This is a genomic window from Nevskia soli DSM 19509, from assembly GCF_000711955.1.
Classification (GTDB): domain Bacteria; phylum Pseudomonadota; class Gammaproteobacteria; order Nevskiales; family Nevskiaceae; genus Nevskia; species Nevskia soli.
On sequence record NZ_JONR01000030.1, the window covers coordinates 25,482 to 46,576 of the forward strand.

The window sequence follows — 21,095 nt, forward strand, 5'->3', positions numbered from 1 at the left end:
GTCCTATGCACCGGAATGGCTTTGCGCGCGCCTCAACCTCGGTTGGCGATGGTGACGTCCAGGCCCCTGTAGCCCTGACCGAACGTCCCTGCCCGCCTTTGCGGGCGCTGCACCCGAGCAAAAGATGAAATCCCAGACCACTAGCGGGACCGCGAATTACACCCACGTCGCGCTGACGCGCGAACTGCCCGGCGACCTGGATACGCCGGTCGGCGCCTACCTCAAGCTGGCCAACCGCCCCTACAGCTTCCTGCTGGAGTCGGTGCAGGGCGGCGAGCGCTGGAGCCGCTACTCCTTCATCGGGCTACCCTGCCGCGAACTGCTCACGGTGCGCGACCGTGAGGTGCGGCTGCTGCGCGACGGCGCGGTGGTCGAGCAGGTCACCGCGGCCAACCCCATCGCCTGGCTAAGGGCCTATGCGGCGCGCACCCGTGTACGGCCGGAGCCCGGCCTGCCCCGCTTCTCCGGCGGCCTGGTGGGCTACTTCGGCTACGACTGCGTGCGCTACTTCGAGCCCAAGCTGGCCAGCGACAAGGCCGATCCGCTGGGCGTGCCCGACATCCTGCTGATGCGCGCCGAGGAACTGGCGATCTTCGACACCCTGCGCGCCACCCTGACCCTGGTGGTGCATGCGCGCATCGACGACGCCTCCGACCAAGCCCGCGCCCGCGCGCGGCTGGACGCGATCGAGGCCGAGCTGAACGAGCCATTGCCGCACACGCGCGCAGCCGCCGTGGCGCCCGCCGCGCCGCAGTTCAGCTCCGGCTTCAGCCAGCCCGGTTACTACGCCGCGGTGGAGCGGATCAAGCAGTACATCGCCGCCGGCGACGTGATGCAGGTGGTGCCATCGCAGCGCCTGTCGGCGCCGTTCCACGCCGAGCCGGTGGCGCTGTACCGCGCCATCCGCCGCCTCAATCCCTCGCCCTACCTGTATTGCATGCATCTGGGGGATCATCACGTGGTCGGCTCCTCGCCGGAAGTGCTGGTGCGGGTGGAGGACGGCGAAATGACGGTGCGGCCCATCGCCGGTACGCGCAAACGCGGCGCCACGCCGGAGGAAGACGAGGCACTGGCGCAGGAGCTGCTGGCCGATCCGAAGGAGATCGCCGAGCACCTGATGCTGATCGACCTGGGCCGCAACGACGTCGGCCGGGTGGCGCAGACCGGCCAGGTGCGGCTGACCGAGCGCATGGTGATCGAGCGCTACTCGCACGTCATGCACATCGTCTCCAACGTCACCGGCAAGCTCAAACCCGGCCTCGATGCGCTGCATGCGCTGGCCGCCGCCTTCCCCGCCGGCACCCTGTCCGGCGCTCCCAAGGTGCGGGCCATGCAGATCATCGACGAGGTGGAACCGGTGAAGCGCGGCATCTACGGCGGCGCCGTCGGCTACCTCGGCTGGGACGGCAACATGGATACCGCCATCGGTATCCGCACCGCGGTGATCAAGGACGGCGTATTGCATGTGCAGGCCGGCGGCGGCGTCGTCGCCGACTCGGTGCCGGAGCTGGAATGGGAAGAAACCATGAACAAGGCGCGCGCCATGATGAAGGCGGCGGCACTGGCCGCGGGCGCGCAATCATGATCGTGATGATCGATTTCGATCATTGCAGGCCAGCGCGTTCCGAGGCATTCCAATAAACACTTAAAATGTTGATGTCTTTGGCCGCGGCTACAGACTTCGGGCTGGCTCTACGATCCCACGCGCTGACGTCACCGTTCGGCCGCTTCATATAGCCATTGAAATGAATTTGCTGCCGGTCGAATGCTTTGGACGACAGGTTTCAAACGCCGGCCGTCCACAGCTGGCCCGCTGCAACGGAAACCGGATAGCCTGGTAAGCGGTCGGTGGCCCGCAATGACACTTCCTGGCGCAATTTGTCATTCGCAGCCGCCGGTCCGGTGCCGAAGCTGTCGCTGACGCCCCCATCCGAGAAATCCGCTCTACCGCACAGCCAGGCCGACAGGCAGTCGATGCAAGCCGTGGACAGCACTCAGGCCTTTTTTAGGAAGCTCTGTTTGAGCATGAAGCTGCCGCCGTCAATGCGGCAATCGACTGCATGGTCGCCGGAAGTAAGGCGGATGCTCTTGACTTTAGTGCCCTGCTTGAGTGTGATCGAAGAGCCCTTGACTTTCAGATCCTTGATCAGGATCACCGTATCGCCGTCCCGCAGTACGGTGCCATTGGCGTCCTTGATGACTTCCTCGGTCTCTTCCGCTTCAGCGATGGCAATTATCGGCCACTCGTGCGCGCAGTCAGCGCAGATGTAGTTGTCGCCGTCCTGATAGGTGTTTTCCATCTTGCACAGGGGGCATGGCGGGATCTCAGTGGTCACGGATTCTCAGCTTTAAGTAGTATCGAGATACGGCGTGCCTTCATTGTACCCGCCGAGGTGAATGTGTAGGGGAACGGACCTCCGTTCGTGACATCAGTCATTCTGGCGCCTTAGCTGAGCCGCGAACTGCCGCCAACCGTCTACGTCGAGATGTGCGGCTGACCTGCCGAGGCTCATGCTTATATCCATTGGCAGCAGTATCGGGTCCCGAAGCTGGACCCAGTATGGTGGCCGCAGTGCAGCGACCATCAGGATCGGAAAATCCGGGCCGCCGCGCGGCGCGCCAGCAGCCCGGCGTTTTACGAGAGCCGTAACATGGGAGTATCCAAGGGGCCGCCCGGTCGTGTAGTTGATCAGTTCGTTAAACCGCATCACCCCCTTGGCCTCAGTCGAAAGCGGCTCGTCTGTAGTACACACCAAAGCGTAGTGGGGGCGGAGAGGAGCGGTCGAATCGGCAGGCGCCCGGCTGGTAACGACCACGTGATCGGGCAGCGGCAGGACGTTGCCCTTGCGGTCCAAGCAGGCGCGCCACAGCAGTAACGCACCCGGTTCTCGGCCCTGATTTGACGGTGCTGTGCGCATTTGGCTAAACACTACCGCAGGATATCGGCCGTCGATCGCAAGCTCCGTCACAGCCGGGCCTACGGAATTACCTACCCCCCAGTAAAACGTGCCTTGACCCGCCAGCCGCTCCAGCTCCTTGCGGCAAATGATAGCCGCCAGGCCTTCGCCCGACTCGGCACCAACTTTCGCCCAGCAAAAGAACTCCGGTATCTCGATGGCCATGCCCGCGTCGTCAATTAGTTAATTACGGTTGGGTCGCATATTTGGTATTTCCGATTCTAGGCCGCACCGGATTCTGCCCGCATGGCTTTGCCAAACGCAGCAATCGACTCATCATTCTGGAAGAATCTCTTTGGCACGAACATCATCAAGTCATCAGGGAGGTACAACAGGAATATCCGCTGGTCTTCACGCCATTTCACGAAACTCGACCACGGAATGCTTTGCCTGCCATTTTCAGAATGAATAACGATCTCTTCCGTGTTCCAACTCATTTCGAAATATCTATCTGGAGATGCCTGCTTCTTGACAAAGTGGCTCAGATGCACGGGCAAAAACACAAAACGCATGAAGGCCCAGGCAAGCCAACCCAGGATGATCGCAATTGCCAAACTAATGCCGGCCAATTGATAAGACAATGAGACACCCTGAAATACTAACGATTCGATGGCCACAGGCAGGGCACCTGCACTAAGAGCAATGCAGGCAGTCCATTGGACCCACGTGAGCTTCATGGACAATCGCTGCGCGTTCATATAATCGATTTCTTCGAGCTGACCTTTGATCATGCTGGCATTGTCCTGCTTGGACGTAATTGCCATCGCTTGGCAATCGAACTTCAAGCGCCAACGATTAAGATGTATTGCCCGTACGCGGCCGCATGACCATAAAAGCGCTGAAGCACTGTGAAGTCTGAAAGCGCAGCGTCGACTGGGAGCGCATCAGTCACTCCACGTGAAGTGTCTTTTGCAAGATATTGCCCGCTATTCAGCGCGGCCCGCAGATCTTTGCTCAAAGTGTTTCGCAGGATCACAGAGATTTCTTGTACGGCTACTGGGGAAAGGACGCAGGCACTGCCGTATCCGAAGTCAATTGCAGCAACCAGCTCCGCGTCCGCGCCCCTGTCTCTAAGAGCATTAACCAGAGGGTCAATGCATTGCATCTCTGGGGGGTGTGGCTCTGGATGAAGTTGGTGACCAACCTGGCGCGCCCCGCTTTGATCTGCCACCGCAGCTCCCGCCGGGGGACGATCGGCCTCCAGCGTGCTTTGGACCGACGGGGTTCTACGATTCTGGACAGGATGATTTCCTGCGGACAGTATCAAGGTCAGCAAAGCGAGGCTTTGGCCGACGCTGATCAACTCCACTTGGCCAACCGCATGCATTCCCGGCAGCTGCCACAAATATTCAGGGCGCTGCCGTAGGGCTAGAATACCGGCGACATTCAGGCGCGCATGATAAAGCTTCATTGCAAAGCTCCCGTGCTTCCGCTAGCGGTCCAGACACGGGCGCAACGGCGTTGACGTCTGGGGTTCAAGAGCGATGGAGTACGTCGAGCCATTGTCGGAATCCAAGCTCATTCGGCGACGAAAGAACGCAGGTGATTGGCGCGGCTCGGATGTCGTAGCTTGCGCAATGCCTTGGCTTCAATCTGGCGAATGCGCTCGCGTGTCACATTGAATTGCTTGCCGACCTCTTCCAGCGTGTGATCGGTATTCATGTCGATGCCGAAGCGCATGCGCAGCACAGTGGCCTCGCGGGCGGACAGGCTTTGAAGAATCTGGTGGGTTGCCTCGGCCAAGCCCTGCGAGGTTGCGGACTCCAATGGCGAAACCGCACCAACATCGGGGATGAAGTCGCCGAGAAATGCATCGCCGTCAGTTCCGATTGGTGACTCCATCGAAATCGGTTCCCTGACGATGTTGAGCGCCTTCTGCACTTTGTCCTCAGTCATCTCCATTTTCACTGCCAGCTCTTCCAGAGTGGGCTCCCGGCCCATCTCCTGCAACATCTGGCGGCTGGTGCGGAGGACTTTGTTGCTGCTTTCGATCATGTGCACCGGGATGCGGATGGTTCGCGCATGATCGGCGATCGAGCGGCTGATGGCTTGGCGAATCCACCATGTCGCGTAGGTAGAAAACTTGAAGCCGCGACGATATTCGAATTTGTCCACCGCCTTCATCAGGCCGACATTGCCTTCCTGGATCAGATCCAGAAACTGCAAGCCGCGGTTGTTATATTTTTTGGCGATGGAGATGACCAAGCGCAGGTTGGCCTCGACCATCTCCTTCTTGGCGCGGCGCGCCTTGGCCTCGCCGACCGTCATGCGGCGGTTGATATCCTTGATCTGGTCGATGGTCAGCCGTTTGTTGTCCTCGATCTGCTGCAACTGAGCTATCAGTTGCTCCACATCTGCCTTTCTGGTGGCCAGTGTCGCGGAATATTTGCGTTTGGCGCGGATTGCCTTGTCGATCCAGGCGGCGCTGGTCAGACCATCCTCTCGAATCTTGACCCGAAAATCCTCGCGGCTCATCCCGGCCTCCGTCACCACTTGCAGGATCGCGCGTTCCAGCGAGCGGATTTTTTCGAGCTTGTTATGCAAATTCAGAGTGATTGCCGACACCAGCTTCGGGGAGAGCCGAAAGATCATGATGTGATCCGCTACGGCTTCACGGAGTTGCCGGGTCTTCTGATTGGAAGCCCCGAAGTCCGACAGCGCCAGTTGGGCCTCATCGTGGAGCTTGCGCAACTGGCCGAAGGCCGCAGCGGCTTGCTCAGGGTCCGGCCCGGTCGGGGCGACTTCCTCGTCTTCGCCGTCTTCCGCTTCTCCAAGGTCTACATCGGCGAGTTCGACATCGACCTCCAGCGGCACTACTTCGGCGCCAGGTAGTTCGGCATCGGGATCGAAGAAGCCGACCACCACCTCGGACAGGCTCTTATTGCCCTCCTTGATCCTATCGTATGCATCCAACAGGATGGCCGCGGATTCCGGGTAGATCGCAAGTGCGTAGAGGGCTTCGTTGAGGCCCTCCTCGATGCGTTTGGCGATGCGGATTTCGCCCTCTCGGTCGAGCAACTCGACGCTGCCCATCTCGCGCATGTACATGCGCACGGGGTCGGTGGTGCGGCCGAAGCCTAAATCGGAGGCGGCCAATGCGGCGGCAGCTTCCTCGGCGGCCTCTTCGTCGTCCTCAGCGGCGGCGGTGGGTTCGGCGAACAGCCGTGTCTCGTCATCCGGCATCTCGTCATGCACCGGAATGCCCATGCTTCGGATAGTGCTGATGACGTCATCGACCTGATCCGAATCGACGATCTCGGTCAGGTGGTCGGATACCTCGGCATGGGTAAGGAATCCCTTCTCCTTGCCCAGGGCAATGAGATTCCTGATCTGGGACTTCTGGTCGGATTTACGCATCTACGAAATCTCCTGCATCGAGACCACGGCGGAATAGCCGGCTCGAAGCTATACATGTTGTTCTAATGCCGGCACTGGCACTGGCACTGGCGGAGACAAACCTGACGCCAAAGCGCATTAGCCGCGCACGAAGCTGCCTTTACAGTTCCGAACCCAACGCCAACTCACGCTCCTGCAAGCAGCGTCCAGCCCACACCTGGCAGGGGCGTTCGAAAGTTTTACCTTGGCTTATCTTGATACGCCTCACCATTGACAATCCCAGTGTTGCTGCTGACTGCTCTCAGCCCGGTAAAAGCAGGTGCGAAAACAATGCGATATCGTCACGCTCAAACCATCCGAGTTTCTTCCAAAAGTACTGCGCTCGCAGATTGCGATAGACCACGTTGGCATGCACTTTCCAAATGCCTTGGCGGGTCATCTCTCGTTCGACGCTCGCAACCAGGGTTTTACCGATGCCCTGGCGCCGGCAGTCGGCGGCGACTGCCAGGTGATACACGTAACCACGCCGTCCGTCGTGTCCAGCCAATACTGCTCCGATGAGCCTGCCGGCCCGACGGGCACCAAAACTCATCCCTGGATTGCGAGAAAGGAACCTCACAAATACGTGCGGGTGACGTTCGTCGGATTGCAGTACGACACCTTCAGAAGACTCCCACAGCGCGTAGGCGTCGCCGAAGTCTTCTTGCGTAAGGGGCGAAACATCAAAGTCCATGTCATCGGCTCCATTCATTTAGAAAGGAGATATGTTCCTTGGTCGCTACGGTAGACTGTGCATCGGCTTCCAGCCTTGCGGAACGCGCAACTCCGGCATCTGAAGTTTGAGCTTGATACCCGCGTTAGGCGCAGGCCGCAGTGCCGCGCATAAATCCAGCGCAGGGACGTCGCGATGCGCATAAAGCCCGGCGGGCTCAAATGCGACGCCAGCCACAAACACCTGTGCCAACATCTGGTGGAATTGCCGTACACCAGAGTGCTCCCGGCTGTCGCTGGCGACTGCCGTGACGTCCTGACGATCCTGCAAAATGTCATTGACGAAGGACGTCAGCATGCTGGCCGGGCCGACTTCGATGAATACACGGTAGCCATCGGAGTACAGCCGGCCAATGGTTTCGGAGAACCGCACCGGGTATTCCCACTGCGCGGCGGCCACTTCGCCAATAGCCTCTTTCCTGTTCGGAAAAGGAGCAGCAGTGCAGGCGCTGTAAAGCTCCGTTTGCCCAGGTCCGAGTTCACAATCACCGAAATAACTGCGGAAGGCGTTCGCCAGTGGCGCGCATAGTGCCGTATGGTAGGTGCGCCCGGTCGAGAGATAGGTACAGATGGATCCTTCTCCCAGTAGCCATGACTTTAATGCGCGCGTGTCCTCCGGCGGCCCGAATAAAACAACCTGGTTGGCACAGTTATCCGCCACCAGCTTCAATGGGTTATTTTCGCCGTCGAGGCGCGACAAGAGTTCCTCACGGGTTTCCGGCCACATCGCATCGACCGTGAGGAGCGAGCCTTCTTCCGTGCCGGCGTCCACTTCGACCTTGTGCATCATGGCAGTCAACTCGCGCACCGACAGGATTTGCTCATCGCGGCTGCCAAATCGCCTTACGCCACTGGCAGCGATCGCAGAAAATTCACCCGCGCTATAGCCGAGCATCGCATCCGCTTTCAGATCAAGATCGTCGAGTAGCCGTTGAATTGCCATGCTCGCGATGAAGACGCTTTCTGTGCCGGCATCCGCGTCGTACAGCTTGGCTCCCGCAGTTCTGCGCTGGGGTTCGTCCAGTCCGGTCGGCACCGGAAACAAAAACGGTGCGCGCTCTGTTAATCCGCTGTCCAGAGCAGTGCGCTCCATCAGATCGAACCATTCGCGCACTTGCGGAAAATGCACGCAAAGGTCCGCGAGCATGTTTGTGTACTGCGTGCCTTCCCCGGGGAAGAGAAAGCAAACTTTGCCGGGCGCGGGGCCGATGCCGTAGTAAATACAGGAGCGGATGCTGAACGGCTCTGCATTTCCACCCCCCAAAATCTCGATGGCTTGAAATAGCTTCTTCGCCAGGTCCGCCGGCCCCTCTGCGAGGATGGCTAAGCGATGCTCGCCCTGGCTATAAGCACTGCCGGCTTTGGCGATTTCCGCCACGCTGGCAGATGCGGGGCTGCGCAATATGGCCAGTGCCGATTCGGCGAGCCGCGCCAGTGCTGTTGGGGACTCCGCTGCCAGGGTGATCAGTTCTGAAGGTTGCGGCGCGTGCAGCGTTGCTGGTCGCGCGCCGCTTGGCCCGGTGTATTCCTCCAGGATGACGTGGGCGTTTGCCCCGCCGAACCCGAAGGCATTGACGCCGGCGCGCCGGGGATGCACCTGGCCGTGAATCCAGGGGCGCGTCTGATTGTTGACGTAGAGCGGTTTGGCGGGATCGGCCGCCTCGGCGGTCGGCTCGTCGCACAGGGTGGGCGGCAATACCTTGTGATAAAGCGCCAGCGCTGTCTTGATCAGCGAGGCTGAGCCGGCGGCGGGCAGGCAGTGTCCAATCATCGATTTGACCGTGCCCACTGCGATCTGTGGTCCGGCACCGCGGGCGCCGAAGACAGCGTTCAGCAACTCGATCTCGGTGCGGTCCCCAACTTCGGTGCCGGTGCCGTGCGCTTCTATCAAGTCGACGGTCAGTGGGTCAACTCCGCTGCTATCGTAAGCGTGCCGCAGCGCCAGCATCTGACCCTCCAGTCGCGGCGCCAGCAATCCCTTCCCCTTTCCATCCGACGACAGGCCAATTCCCTTGATGACCGCATAAATTCGATTTCCCGCAGCTTCCGCATCGGCCAGGCGCTTCAGCACCAGCATGCCTACGCCCTCGCCGAGCAGGATGCCGTTGGCCCCTTTCTGGAATGGGCGGATTTTGTCGTGCGACAACGCCTGGATCTGGCTGAACTGGATATAGAGCTGCGGCGGCGTATGCGACTGCACGCCGCCGGCAAGCATCAGGTCGCAACGTCCCGTGACCAGCTCGCGCACCGCGGCGTCGAGTGCGAACAAGGTCGAGGCGCAGGCGGCGTCGACAATGTAATTAGGCCCCATCAGGTTGAGACGGTTGGCGATCAGGCCGGCAATGACGTTGGGCGTGGTCGGGCCGACCATGTCGGCGTTGTAAGGGGGCAGTTGGCCGCGGAAGTGCTGGCGCAGTTCGGCCAGATCCGCCGCCGACAGGTCCGGCCGCAACGACCGCGCTAGTTCCATTGCCTGGTCGAGAAACAGGCCGCGGCTCAATACGCAGGCCATCGCGCGGTTGCCGTAGGTGCCCCGGCCGATAACAACGCCGGCGCGCTCCGGGTCGAATGTCTGTTTGCCGACCAGATAGCCGGCGTCGATCAGCGCGTCGCGAGCGTACTTCAGCGCCATCAGGTGGTCCGGGTCGCCACCTTCGGCGATGCTGGGGAGGACGCCGAACTCCAACGGATTGACTTCGGCTAACCCGCGCAGGAAGCCGCCCTTGGTGGTGTAGGTACGGTCGTTGGCGGTGGTGTTGGGTTCGAAGTAGGGGCCGGCCCATTCCGGGCCCGCGTCGGCCACCGCATCAACCTTATTGAGCATGTTTTGCCAGAAGGCGCGCGCATCGCGCGCGCCTGCATAGCAGCCGGCTAGACCGACGATGGCGATGTCCAAGGGCTGCGTCATGCGGATTGTGGACAGGCCGACCGCTTACGATCGAGACTCAGTGATGCCGGGGGCCGCCAGTGCGACCGCCGCGAGCGTCGCGCGGTTGCTCCATATTCACGCGCAAGAAATTTCCGCGCAGTTCGCGGCCGTTGAGCGCGGCGATCGCAGCTCGCGCTTCGTGGCCTTCCATTTCTATGAAACCGAAGCCACGGCATTTTCCGGAAAAAACATCGTGGGCCAGCTTGATCGAGCGCACCCGGCCGTGGGTGCAGAATAATTCGGTCAACTCCTTCTCAGTCGTGTCGGACGGAAGGTTGCCGGCGTAGATTTTCAACATATTGCTGCTCCTAGTGAATTCTTGCGGGCACTGTATGTGCTTCGGCCGCCCGTGGTTGCGGCGTCATTCTCGCGCCATGGGTTTTGATCCCGTGTCGGCGACTTTCCGAGGGCTGCCACAAACCCGAATCGAGCAGTCGGCAATCGCGCAACTCTCAGCGCCCGGCTACCCGCTTGAGCGGCTTATCTTTCGGCGGTGCTTCCAGGTGCGTGCCCCGCAGCGTCTCTTCCACCGTGTCGCCTGGTTTCCAAGCATGGCCCAGCGTCTCTTCGATGTACTCGCGAATCATGCGGCGCACGACCTGCGACGGCGTTGAATCTTCGCGTGCGCACAGGTATTCGAACACAGCCTTCTTTCTCGGATCGATCAGAAGCGTCAGCCGCCCGGTGCGTTCTTCTATGGTCATTTGGCAATTACTCGTTTCTGGTCAATGACACGGTTATGCTAATTACATTAACATATATTAGTATATAGATGTAAACTTGGTGCTCAGACCATGATGATGCCTGGGATCGCTTTTGAATCTTCGAATGCCAATGCGAACGGGCAGGTGCCGTGTTTGAGTCGGTCAATCTCCTAACAGGCGCGCTCGCGGTCGCCCATGGCTGGATTGCCGTCGGCGTATTCGGACTGCTGCGTCCCAATAGTGTTCGCTTTGTCGGCAGATTCCTGTTTCCCCTGGGAGCATTGGGTGGAATCGTTCTGGCGGTGATTGCCTTGCTGGCGATCCAGGGGCCAATAGAGAGTGTGGTGCTGCCGCTGGGTCTTCCCGACCTGCCGCTCCACGCGCGGCTGGACCCGCTCTCAGCCTTTTTTCTGTTTCTGCTCGGTTCCGCGTCTGCCGGCATCTCGATTTTCGGTGCGGGTTATTTCCGGGAAGGTGAGGGCACCGCACCGGGCCTGTTATGCCTGCAATTCCACGTATTCCTGGGCAGCATGGCCCTGGTGTTGATGGCCGATGACGCCTATGGCTTCATGGTGTCCTGGGAAACGATGGCACTGTCGTCCTACTTCCTGGTCACCACCCAGCACCGGATTCCCGAGATCCGTCGCGCCGGATTCCTCTATCTACTGCTGGCCCACCTCGGCGCGATTTCCATTCTCCTGTGTTTCGGCGTTTTGCAGGGGGGGAGTTGGCAGTTCACCTTCGACGCGATGCGACAGGCGCAGTTGTCCCCGGCCTGGGCCAGCGTCGCCTTCGGATTGGCGGTTGTGGGTTTCGGTGCCAAGGCGGGTTTGGTGCCCTTGCATGTCTGGCTTCCGGAAGCGCATCCGGCAGCACCATCCCCGGTGTCGGCGCTGATGTCCGGGGTGATGCTGAAGACGGCGATCTACGGCGTGCTGCGCGTCAGCCTCGATCTGCTGCACCAGCCCTTGTGGTGGTGGGGCGCGGCCGTGCTGGCGTTGGGTTTGTTCACCGCCCTGTACGGCGTGGTGTTCGCCGCGGTACAGACCGACATGAAGCGGTTGCTGGCCTATTCCTCTATCGAAAACATCGGCATCATTTTCGCCGGTATTGGCCTGACCCTGCTGTTCCACGCCTTCGACATGCAGGCATTGGCAGGGCTGTCCTTGGCCGCCACGCTGTATCACTGCCTCAACCACGCCTTTTTCAAGAGCCTGCTGTTCCTCGCCACCGGGTCGGTGTTGCACGCTACCCATGAGCGCAGCCTCGGTAAGCTGGGCGGTCTGATGCATCGCATGCCCTGGGTCGCCTGGCTGGCGCTGATCGGCACGCTGGCCATCGCCGGCCTGCCGCCGCTCAATGGTTTCGTCTCCGAGTGGCTGTTGTTGCAATCCTTCCTGTTCACGCCCGAAATCCCGCAACCCTTCGCCAACATGCTGGTGCCGCTCGGTGCTGCGGCGCTGGCCTTGACGGCGGCGCTGGCCGCCTACGTCATGGTCAAGTTCTACGGCGTGATCTTCCTCGGCCGGATGCGCGAACCGCAGCTCGCCCAGGCACAGGACTGCGGCTGGCTGGAGCGCCTGGGCCTGCTGTGGCTGGCCGCGGGTTGCATCGTATTGGGACTGGTGCCGAGCTTCGTTTTGCGCCAACTGGGCCACGTCGATGCGTTCCTGCTCGGCGCCGCCGGGGAGGCGCATGCCGATGGCATCTGGCTGCTGGCTCCGATCTCGTCGCACCGGGCGTCTTATGTGCCCATCGTATTCCTGCTTGGTGCGTCGGTGGTGGTGACACTTTCTGTCTGGATCACCAAGGGCATCTATCACGGCCACATCCGTCGCAGCGCGGCTTGGGACTGCGGCTATCCTTTGCAGACACCGCGCATGCAGGATACGGCCGAGGGTTTCGGCTACCCGGTACGGCACATCTTCGAGCCGTTCTTCCGCATGCAGCGCAAACTGCCGTCGCCGTTCGACACCGCTCCGCGCTACCGGGTGATTGTCGAGGACTGGACCTGGTTCGGGCTGTACCTGCCGGTTGCGCGAACTGTGCTGAAAACCGCCAACCTGATCGGCCGCTTGCAGCAGGGGCGTATCTCTGTCTACCTGCTCTACAGTTTCCTGACCCTGGTCACGCTACTGGTGATCGTGCTGTGAGCCTGACCGGCATCCTCACCCAGTTGCTGGGAGTGGCCGTGGCGGTAGTGCTGGCGCCGCTGTTCCTGGGCTGGGTCAACCAGTGCCGGGCCTGGCTTTCTAACCGCTCCGCCCCGCCGCTGACGCAGCCCTACCGTTTGATCCGCAAGCTGCTGCATAAGGACGCGGTCATCGCGGATAGCGCTTCGCCGCTGTTTCGGGTGGTGCCGTACATCCTGTTCGGTGCGATGGTCACCGCAGCGGCAATCATCCCATCGCTCGGTACCAACCTGCCGTTCGCAGTCGCTGCCGACGCCATTGCCCTGGTCGGGCTGTTCGCGACAGCGCGCGTCTTCATCTCGCTCGCGGCCATGGACATCGGTACCGCCTTCGGCAGTATGGGTGCGCGGCGCGAGATGATGGTCGGCTTCCTCGCCGAGCCGGCGTTGCTGATGGTGGTGTTCACCGCCTCTCTGATCTGCGGTAGCACCGCTCTCCCCACCATTGCCGACACGCTCGCCGGCCGCTCGCTTGCAATCTACCCTAGCCTGGCCTTCGCTGGCGTCGCATTCCTGATGGTGCTGCTGGCGGAAAATGCTCGCATCCCGATCGACAACCCGTCGACCCACCTCGAACTCACCATGATCCACGAGGCCATGGTGTTGGAATATTCGGCGCGCCACCTGGCGCTGATCGAATGGACATCCGCCCTCAAGTTGTTCAACTACGTCTGCATCGGCTTCGCCCTGTTCCTGCCGTGGGGTCTGGCGCGTGGCGAGGAGAATCCACTCGCCCTTCTGTGGGCACTGCCGCTGCTGGTGCTCAAGCTGCTGCTTGCCGGTGCCGGGCTGGCATTGATCGAAACGGTCAGCGCCAAGCTGCGGATCTTCCGCGCACCGGAGTTTCTCGCCATGGCCTTCATGTTGGCCGTGCTGGGGCTGCTGGTCCGTTTGCTGCTGGGGAGCTAGGAACATGCCAACGGACTCCGGCGTGGTAAACCTGCCGCTATCGGCCCAGCTGATCCACCTGGCCGCAGCCGTACTGCTGCTGCTGTCCTTCGCCATGCTGTCGCAGCGGCGGCTCCTGTCCCTCGTCAACCTGTTCGCCGGCCAGGGTGCGGCCCTGGTCGGTTCGACCGTGGTGGTGGCCTACAGCACCGGACAGCACCACCTGTATTACTCGGCGGCGCTGACGTTGGTGCTCAAAATGCTGGTGTTGCCCTACGTCTTGCACCGTCTGATCCGCCGGCTGAACCTGCAATCGGACACGGAAACCCTGGTCAACATCCCCACCACCATGCTGATCGGACTGGTCGTGGTGATCTTCGCCTTCGGACTGGCGCAGCCGCTATCCGAGCTGTCGAGCACGGTCACGCGCAGCACGTTGGGCATTGCCATAGCGGTGGTGATGCTGTCCTTCCTGATGATGATCACCCGGCACAAAGCCATCTCCCAGGTGATCGGCTTCCTGGCGATGGAGAATGGCCTGTTCTTCGCCGCTACCAGCGCAACCTATGGCATGCCGATGGTGGTGGAGCTGGGCATCGCTCTGGACGTGCTGGTAGGCGTGTTCATCTTCGGCATTTTCTTCTTCCATATCCGGGATCAGTTCGAGAGCCTCGACCTGCATCTGATGGAATCACTCAAGGAGGAATGAATTGGAGCTGCTGATTCTCCTCGGACTACCATTGTTCGGCGCCGCGCTGATGGCGCTGGTGGGCGAGCGCCGCTGGGCACCCGAAGTCAATGTCCTGGTCAGCCTTGCGACCTTCGTTGCCGGCTGCGCGCTCACCGCCCGGGTCATCGCAGACGGACCGATGCTGGTGTGGAACGAGCAGTTCTTCGTCGACCCCTTCAACGTCTTCCTGGTGGCGCTCACGGCTTTCATCAGCCTCACCACTTCGCTGTTCTCGCGCACTTACATGCGTATCGAGGAACACCACGGCAAGCTCAGCCAGCGCCGTTTGCGGCTCTACCACAGCATGTTCCAGTTGTTCATGTTCACTATGTTGCTGGCGCTGCTCACCAACAACATGGGCATCCTGTGGGTGGCGATGGAGGCGGCAACGCTGTCGACGGTACTGCTGGTGTCGCTGTACCGCACCAAGGCCAGCCTGGAGGCGGCCTGGAAGTATTTCATCCTGTGCGGCGTAGGCATCGCACAGGCGCTGTTCGGCACCATCCTGCTGTACTTCGCCGCCGAGAAGGTGCTTGGTGGTGACGGCATGAGTGCGCTCCTGTGGACTCACCTGAACGCCGTCAAGGGCCAGCTCGAAGTATCGGTGCTGTCGATTTCCTTCGTCTTCCTGCTGGTCGGCTACGGCACCAAGGTCGGATTGGCGCCACTGCACAACTGGCTACCCGACGCCCATGCGGAAGGCCCCACGCCGGTGTCGGCGGTGCTGTCCGGCCTGCTGCTCAACGTCGCCCTGTATGCCGTGATCCGCTGCAAGATCCTGGTGGAGGGTTCGATCCGTTCCAAGCTGCCGGGCCACATGCTGATGGCTTTCGGCCTAACTTCGGTTGTTGTCGCCGCGTTCCTGCTGTGGCGGCAGAAGGACGTCAAACGCCTGTTCGCCTACTCTTCGATTGAGCACATGGGCATCATCACCTTCGCCTTCGGCATGGGTGGTCCGGTTGCGAATTTTGCAGCACTGCTGCACATGACGGTGCACTCGCTGACCAAGAGCGCCATCTTCTTCGCTGTCGGCCACGCTTCGCAGAAGACCGGCACCCAGCTCATCGAAAGGATTCGCGGCCTGCTGGTCCTGTCGCCTACCGTCGGCTGGGGACTGATGCTCGGTGCGCTCGCCATTCTCGGCATGCCGCCATTCGGCGTGTTCGCCAGTGAGTTCCTGATCCTGACTACGGCGATGCGGGACCATCCCTGGGCAACGCCAGTTCTGCTGCTGGCGCTGGGTGTCGCCTTCGGCGCGATCTTCAGCCGGGTGCAGCCCATGGTCTTTGGCGAGCCCAGCGGCCAGCCGTTGCCGCATTCGCCGTCGCTGGTCCCGGTGTTCGCCCACCTCGCATTGGTGTTGATGCTGGGTCTGTGGATACCGCCATTCCTGGCGCAGTGGTACCGCCTCGCCGCGGCACTGATCGGATAGTCCGCCATGCGCCCGCAACTACAACAACTGCAGCCGAAACTGATTCCTGGTGCTTTTCCGGCGCGATGGCTAACAGTGCCTGTGGAGCAATGGGTGCATACCGCCGAGTCGCTACGCGAGGCGGATGGGCATTTGCTGGCATTGTGGGGCGCGGACGAACGCGATCGCGGCACCGATTTCGCGATCTATGCCGCCGTGCTGAAACCCTCCCGCCTTCTGGTGCTGGAACTTAGGGTTCCGGCGCTCGCGCCTGTCTTCCCCAGCTTGACCCCGGTGTTTCCTTCGGCGGGCCGGATGGAACGTGCCGTGTACGACCTGCTGGGTGTCCGCGCGGAGGGTGGCGATACGCGTCACTGGTTGCGTCACGCTGCCTGGCCACAGGAAGAATTTCCCCTGCGCCGCGACTTCGCGGCGGGTCGCCAGTTTCCGGCGATGCAGGAAGCCTACCCGTTCGTGCGGGTGGAAGGCGACGGCGTGCACGAGATCGCGGTTGGTCCGGTGCACGCCGGCATCATCGAGCCGGGACACTTCCGTTTCTCCGTTGTCGGCGAGAAGTTGCTGCGCCTGGAAGAGCGCCTGGGGTATGCCCACAAGGGCATCGAGAAGCGTTTCGAACAGATGTCGTTGATCGACGGTCAGCGTCTGGCGGCGCGGGTATCGGGAGACTCCGCCGTAGCCTACTCCTGGGCCTATTGCATGGCGCTCGAAGGGCTCTGCGGGTTCACGCCGTCTCCGCGCGCGCTGTACCTGCGTGGGTTGTTGCTGGAGCGTGAGCGTCTTGCCAATCATCTTGGCGATCTGGGCGCGCTGGGCAACGATACCGGTCTTGCGTTCGGTCTGTCCCAGTTCTCGCGGCTCAAGGAAGATCTGCTGCGCCTGAATGCAGTGGCGTTCAGTGCGCGCTATCCCATGGATTTCGTTGTGCCTGGCGGCGTCGCCGGAAACGTCTCAGTCGATTCGCAGCGGCGGCTGCTGGAACAGTGCACCGCGCTGGAACGCGAGATCGGCGACCTCCGCGATATTTACGACGAGCATGCTGGCATGCAGGACCGTTTTACCGGCTGCGGCCGTGTAGAGCCCCTGCTGGCCCGGAAACTCGGGCTGATGGGACTCGCCGCGCGGGCTAGCGGACAGGCGCGGGATTTGCGTAATGACGTCGCCATCCCGCCGTACGATCGCCTGTCGGTGAAAACTGCGGTGCGTGTCGAAGGCGACGTCGCGGCGAGGGTTGCTGTGCGTTTCGACGAGGCGCTCGAATCGCTGCGCCTGTGCCGGAAGATTCTCCAGGAATTGCCGGAAGGCCCAACGCACACGCCGCTTCCAGACACTCGGGCGGAAGCTTTCGGCGTTGGACTGGTGGAAGGCTGGCGGGGACCGGTGTTCGTGGCGCTGGAAGCGGGTCCGGATGGCACGGTCCGCCGCTGCCACCCGCACGATTGCTCTTGGCAGAACTGGCCGGTGCTGGAGCACGCAGTGATCGGCAACATCGTTCCCGATTTCCCGCTGATCAACAAGTCGTTCAACTTGTCCTACAGCGGGCAGGACCTGTGAGGCTGCCATGCTGAAGCTATTGAGCAAAATTGCCGGAATAGGCGTCATCACGGAGCCGCTGCCGGAGCCCGCAGACGAACTATGCCTGCGTCAGTCCATGCAAGCTGACATCCTCGCCGTGATGGGACGAGCGTTGTGTATCCGCCAGGTGGACGCCGGGTCCTGTAACGGCTGCGAGTTGGAAATCCACGCACTCAACAATCCCTACTACAACATCGAGGGCAGCGGCATCAAATTCGTCGCCAGCCCGCGCCATGCCGATCTTCTGTTGGTTACCGGACCTGTTTCCAAGCACATGGAAATCGCTCTGAAGCGTACCTACGACGCCACCCCGGACCCTAAGCTGGTCGTGGCTGTCGGTGACTGCGGCTGTGGCGGCGGTGTCTTCGGAGAGAGCTACGCCAGCTGCGGCCGCGTCTCCAACGTGATTCCGGTGAATGTTGCCGTTCCCGGCTGTCCGCCATCCCCGACTCGCATCCTGCAAGGCATCCTCACCGCCATAAAGACGCGCACGGCATGAATCCCATCTTTCCCGAAAGGAGCTGAACGTTGTGAATATGCGTCAACCCGCTGTCCATATCGATCTCAATGTTACCCATCTCGTCGAGCAAGCCTTGCTCCGCGGAGAAGGCGTGCTCTCAGATACCGGTGCGCTGGTGGTGACCACAGGTGCGCGCACCGGGCGCTCGCCCAAAGATCGATTCATCGTACGCGACGATATTACCGATACGACGGTGGACTGGGGTAGCGTCAATCAGCCGTTCGAGCCTGAGCGCTTCGAAGCGCTGTGGAGGCGCGCCCGCGCCTATCTCGACCGCAAGGAGCGATATTTGGCGAAGCTGCATGTGGGGGCGCACGAAGAGCACCACGTTCCGGCGATGGTGATCACGGAAACGGCCTGGCACGCGCTGTTTGCGCGGAATATGTTCATCCTTCCGGATGTCTACAACCCCAATGGCAAGGCCGAATGGATCGTGCTCAACGTTCCGGGCTTTGCTTGCGACCCCGGCCGCGACGGCACCAATTCCGACGCAGCGGTGATCCTCGACTTCGCGCAGCGCCGGGTATTGCTGGCGGGGATGCGCTACGCCGGCGAGATGAAGAAGGCGCTGTTTTCGGTACAGAACTTCCTGCTCCCCGAAGCTGGCGTACTGCCAATGCACTGCTCGGCCAACGTCGGCGAGGGCGGCGACACCTGCCTGTTTTTTGGTCTCTCCGGCACCGGCAAGACTACCCTGTCCGCCGACCTGGCGCGCTATCTCATTGGTGACGACGAGCATGCATGGACGGTCGGCTCCGTGTTCAATATCGAGGGCGGCTGTTATGCCAAGACCATCGATCTCTCGCGGCAGAACGAGCCTGTCATCTGGGATGCGATCCGCTTCGGTGCCATCATCGAAAATGTGGTCGTGCAATCCGGGAGTCGGCAGGCGGACTATGCCGATACTCGCCTGTCGGAGAACGGGCGTTGCTCCTATCCGCTGGAGCACGTCGACAAGCGCGTGCTTAGAAACTCCGCGGTGGAGCCGAAAACCGTCATCTTTCTGACCTGCGATGTCTCCGGCGTGTTGCCGCCCGTCTCGATTCTGTCCAAGGAGGCGGCGGCATTCCATTTCCTGAGCGGCTACACCGCCCGCGTAGGTTCGACTGAAGTCGGCGCCGCACCCGGCATACAGCCGACTTTCTCGACTTGCTTCGGCGCGCCGTTCATGCCTCGTCCCGCCGCCGAGTACGCCGAACTGCTGATGAAGCGGGTCGAGGGCTTTGGTTCGCGCGTGTACCTCGTCAACACCGGCTGGACCGGCGGCGCGGGAGGCCCTGGGGGAGGGGGCAAGCGATTCCCGATTCCGGTGACGCGCGCCATCGTCGCTGCCTGCCAGAGCGGCGCTCTTCTGAATGCCCCTACCGAGCATCTGGATATCCTGAACCTGGACATTCCCACCGAGGTGCCCGGCGTCGACCCGAGTTTCCTGAATCCACGCAAGGCATGGCCGAGCGCGGCAGCCTACGACGAGGCAGCCACCAAGCTGGCAAAGCTGTTTCAGAACAACATTGGCAAGTTCAAGGCTGCTGCCAGCGTTGTCAGTGCGGGCCCGCAGGGCTGACCGAACACGCACAGCCCAGCGCAATGGTAGTCGCCAAGCTGATATAAGGAGCACGGCCGTTTCCAATCGAAAAGCAGCACAAGCCCAGACCATCTCGCCGAAGGGCGTGGAGTGGACGATACGCCCGATGGTACGGGCGGACGTGGTCGCTTGTCTGGACCTTTGGAAAGAGACCGAGGCGCTGGTCATGCGCATCGCGGCCGACAATCAAGTCTCCGTCGCCGGCTTTCTCCATCGCAATGAGGGCTTTAGCTTCGTTGCCGAAGCGGAAGGCGAACTCATCGGTAACATCCTGTGTGGTCACGACGGGCGTTGCGGCTACGTCTATCACCTGGCGGTGTCGCAGCACTCCCGTCGTGAAGGCCTGGCCTCCGCAATGCTGGCCTCCTCGATTGAGGCTCTCCGGCAACATGGCATCGCGCAGTGCCATACTTTCGTGGCTTTTCGCAATCTCACGGCGCTGAAGTTCTGGAGAAGCGTGGGCGGCAATCTGCGGCCCGATTTGCGTGTCGTGACGATCGATGTCGAAGAGCGGTTGCCGCCTGCCGGAAAAGGCAGGAGCCATGGGCCGATGCTGGACACCGGAACATCGCTCCCATGACCCGGCAACGCGATGTCAACAGGTCCAGCGTGCCGCTATCGCTGGCCTTTGAACAAGCATCGATGCTCGCGACCTTGTTCCGGATCACGGTCAAGTCGCTGGGGCCCACTGCCTGCCGCAGCCAGAATCCCGAGAGATTTGCACCTATGCGGGTCGTAGTCCCGGCGCCTTCGGAGAAACTGGTGACCTGCTACGCCGAATGGAGCGGCGCCGGAGATCGATATCGGGGAGTGCTTCCGCCCCACATGTTCTCCAAATGGGCACTTCCCGTTGCCACCCGGGTCATCGAGCAGACGCGCTACAAGCTCGCCGATATCGTCAACTATGGCGTCACCATGGAGGTCAATGGAGAGCTTCCGCGCGGCGTGCCGCTGCGTCTGGCGGTCCGCATCAAATCGCTCAAGGAGTCTAAAGCGTCGGCTCGCCTAGAGCTGGAAGCGGTCAGCGGCACCGGCCGCCAGCCCGATACGGTGGTTGCTACGCTTCACATCTTGTTCATCCTATCCGACAAGAGAAGAGACAGGGTTCGTTCGGTCAGGTTGCAACCGCAGTGGAGCACTGCCGGGCGGTGGTCCGCTGCGAGCGATGACGGCTTCCGGTATGCGCTGTTGACTGGTGATTTCAACCCGATCCACTGGATTGGCCTGGCCGGAAGGCTGTCGCCCTTCGGCCGGACCGTGTTGCAGGGCATAGGCCAACTGGCGCGCAGTTACGAGTGCCTGGTGGATGCAGGGCCCATTAAAGAGATCGACGTGCGTTTTCTAAAACCGGTCCCGTTGCCGTCGGCCGAGTTGTTTGTCCAGCACACGGCACAGGACTCGGAGGGATGGCGAGCACTTCGTCTCGCCGGCGAGGGCAACGACGTCCATATGTCCGGGCGCTATCGGTGACATGACGGCC

Annotated in this window: 19 protein-coding genes; 10 read left to right on the forward strand and 9 right to left on the reverse strand. The window is 61.4% G+C overall.

Annotated elements, in window-relative coordinates; all coding sequences use genetic code 11:
* The first annotated feature begins 124 nt into the window (after positions 1-124).
* Positions 125-1,585 (forward strand): anthranilate synthase component I, encoded by a 1,461-nt coding sequence (gene trpE / locus BP26_RS0115925; protein WP_029921563.1) that lies wholly within the window; start codon positions 125-127, stop codon positions 1,583-1,585.
* A 409-nt stretch (positions 1,586-1,994) separates the two neighbouring features.
* Here trpE and BP26_RS0115930 read toward each other — a convergent pair whose 3' ends face one another.
* The 9 genes from BP26_RS0115930 to BP26_RS27720 all read right to left on the reverse strand — a co-directional run bounded on the left by BP26_RS0115930 (position 1,995) and on the right by BP26_RS27720 (position 10,697).
* Positions 1,995-2,336, reverse strand: a complete 342-nt coding sequence (locus BP26_RS0115930; protein WP_281172768.1) for a zinc ribbon domain-containing protein YjdM — start codon at positions 2,334-2,336, stop codon at positions 1,995-1,997.
* A gap of 93 nt (positions 2,337-2,429) precedes the next feature.
* Positions 2,430-3,122 (reverse strand): hypothetical protein, encoded by a 693-nt coding sequence (locus tag BP26_RS0115935; protein ID WP_051749049.1) that lies wholly within the window; start codon positions 3,120-3,122, stop codon positions 2,430-2,432.
* Positions 3,123-3,178: 56 nt separating this feature from the next.
* Positions 3,179-3,688 carry a YcxB family protein gene (locus BP26_RS0115940; RefSeq protein ID WP_169740723.1) on the reverse strand — a complete coding sequence of 170 codons (510 nt, stop codon included), beginning with the start codon at positions 3,686-3,688 and terminating at the stop codon, positions 3,179-3,181.
* Positions 3,689-3,738: 50 nt separating this feature from the next.
* Positions 3,739-4,368, reverse strand: coding sequence for a hypothetical protein (locus BP26_RS29565; protein ID WP_157572560.1), 630 nt, complete (start codon positions 4,366-4,368; stop codon positions 3,739-3,741).
* 107 nt (positions 4,369-4,475) lie between these two features.
* Complete coding sequence (rpoD, locus tag BP26_RS0115950) at positions 4,476-6,314, reverse strand: RNA polymerase sigma factor RpoD (RefSeq protein ID WP_029921568.1); 1,839 nt, start codon at positions 6,312-6,314, stop codon at positions 4,476-4,478.
* A 280-nt stretch (positions 6,315-6,594) separates the two neighbouring features.
* Positions 6,595-7,026, reverse strand: coding sequence for a GNAT family N-acetyltransferase (locus tag BP26_RS0115955; protein ID WP_029921569.1), 432 nt, complete (start codon positions 7,024-7,026; stop codon positions 6,595-6,597).
* A gap of 45 nt (positions 7,027-7,071) precedes the next feature.
* Positions 7,072-9,960, reverse strand: coding sequence for a type I polyketide synthase (locus BP26_RS0115960; protein ID WP_245611822.1), 2,889 nt, complete (start codon positions 9,958-9,960; stop codon positions 7,072-7,074).
* A 49-nt stretch (positions 9,961-10,009) separates the two neighbouring features.
* Positions 10,010-10,291, reverse strand: a complete 282-nt coding sequence (locus BP26_RS0115965; protein ID WP_029921571.1) for an RNA recognition motif domain-containing protein — start codon at positions 10,289-10,291, stop codon at positions 10,010-10,012.
* 154 nt (positions 10,292-10,445) lie between these two features.
* The gene (locus BP26_RS27720; RefSeq protein WP_211254943.1) at positions 10,446-10,697 is read right to left on the reverse strand and encodes a hypothetical protein; all 252 of its coding nucleotides are present in this window, start codon (positions 10,695-10,697) and stop codon (positions 10,446-10,448) included.
* A gap of 149 nt (positions 10,698-10,846) precedes the next feature.
* Between BP26_RS27720 and hyfB the strand changes: the two genes are divergently transcribed.
* From hyfB to BP26_RS0116015, 9 genes are all read left to right on the forward strand, one after another.
* Positions 10,847-12,850, forward strand: a complete 2,004-nt coding sequence (gene hyfB / locus BP26_RS0115975; RefSeq protein WP_029921573.1) for a hydrogenase 4 subunit B — start codon at positions 10,847-10,849, stop codon at positions 12,848-12,850.
* Entirely contained in the window at positions 12,847-13,797 is a 951-nt protein-coding gene (locus BP26_RS0115980; RefSeq protein ID WP_029921574.1) for a respiratory chain complex I subunit 1 family protein, read from the forward strand. The genes hyfB and BP26_RS0115980 overlap by 4 nt, the downstream gene beginning before the upstream one ends.
* Positions 13,798-13,801: 4 nt before the next feature.
* On the forward strand, positions 13,802-14,485 hold the full coding sequence (locus BP26_RS0115985) for a formate hydrogenlyase (protein WP_029921575.1): 684 nt from the start codon (positions 13,802-13,804) through the stop codon (positions 14,483-14,485).
* 1 nt (position 14,486) lies between these two features.
* Entirely contained in the window at positions 14,487-15,938 is a 1,452-nt protein-coding gene (locus tag BP26_RS0115990; RefSeq protein WP_029921576.1) for a hydrogenase 4 subunit F, read from the forward strand.
* A 6-nt stretch (positions 15,939-15,944) separates the two neighbouring features.
* Entirely contained in the window at positions 15,945-17,489 is a 1,545-nt protein-coding gene (locus tag BP26_RS0115995; protein WP_029921577.1) for a hydrogenase large subunit, read from the forward strand.
* Positions 17,490-17,496: 7 nt separating this feature from the next.
* Entirely contained in the window at positions 17,497-18,009 is a 513-nt protein-coding gene (locus tag BP26_RS0116000) for an NADH-quinone oxidoreductase subunit B family protein (protein WP_029921578.1), read from the forward strand.
* A 37-nt stretch (positions 18,010-18,046) separates the two neighbouring features.
* On the forward strand, positions 18,047-19,594 hold the full coding sequence (locus BP26_RS0116005; RefSeq protein WP_029921579.1) for a phosphoenolpyruvate carboxykinase: 1,548 nt from the start codon (positions 18,047-18,049) through the stop codon (positions 19,592-19,594).
* Between the two features lie 187 nt (positions 19,595-19,781).
* The gene (locus BP26_RS0116010; protein WP_169740724.1) at positions 19,782-20,195 is read left to right on the forward strand and encodes a GNAT family N-acetyltransferase; all 414 of its coding nucleotides are present in this window, start codon (positions 19,782-19,784) and stop codon (positions 20,193-20,195) included.
* Entirely contained in the window at positions 20,192-21,085 is an 894-nt protein-coding gene (locus tag BP26_RS0116015; RefSeq protein ID WP_029921581.1) for a MaoC/PaaZ C-terminal domain-containing protein, read from the forward strand. Before BP26_RS0116010 ends, BP26_RS0116015 begins: the two co-directional genes overlap by 4 nt.
* Positions 21,086-21,095: the final 10 nt, after the last annotated feature.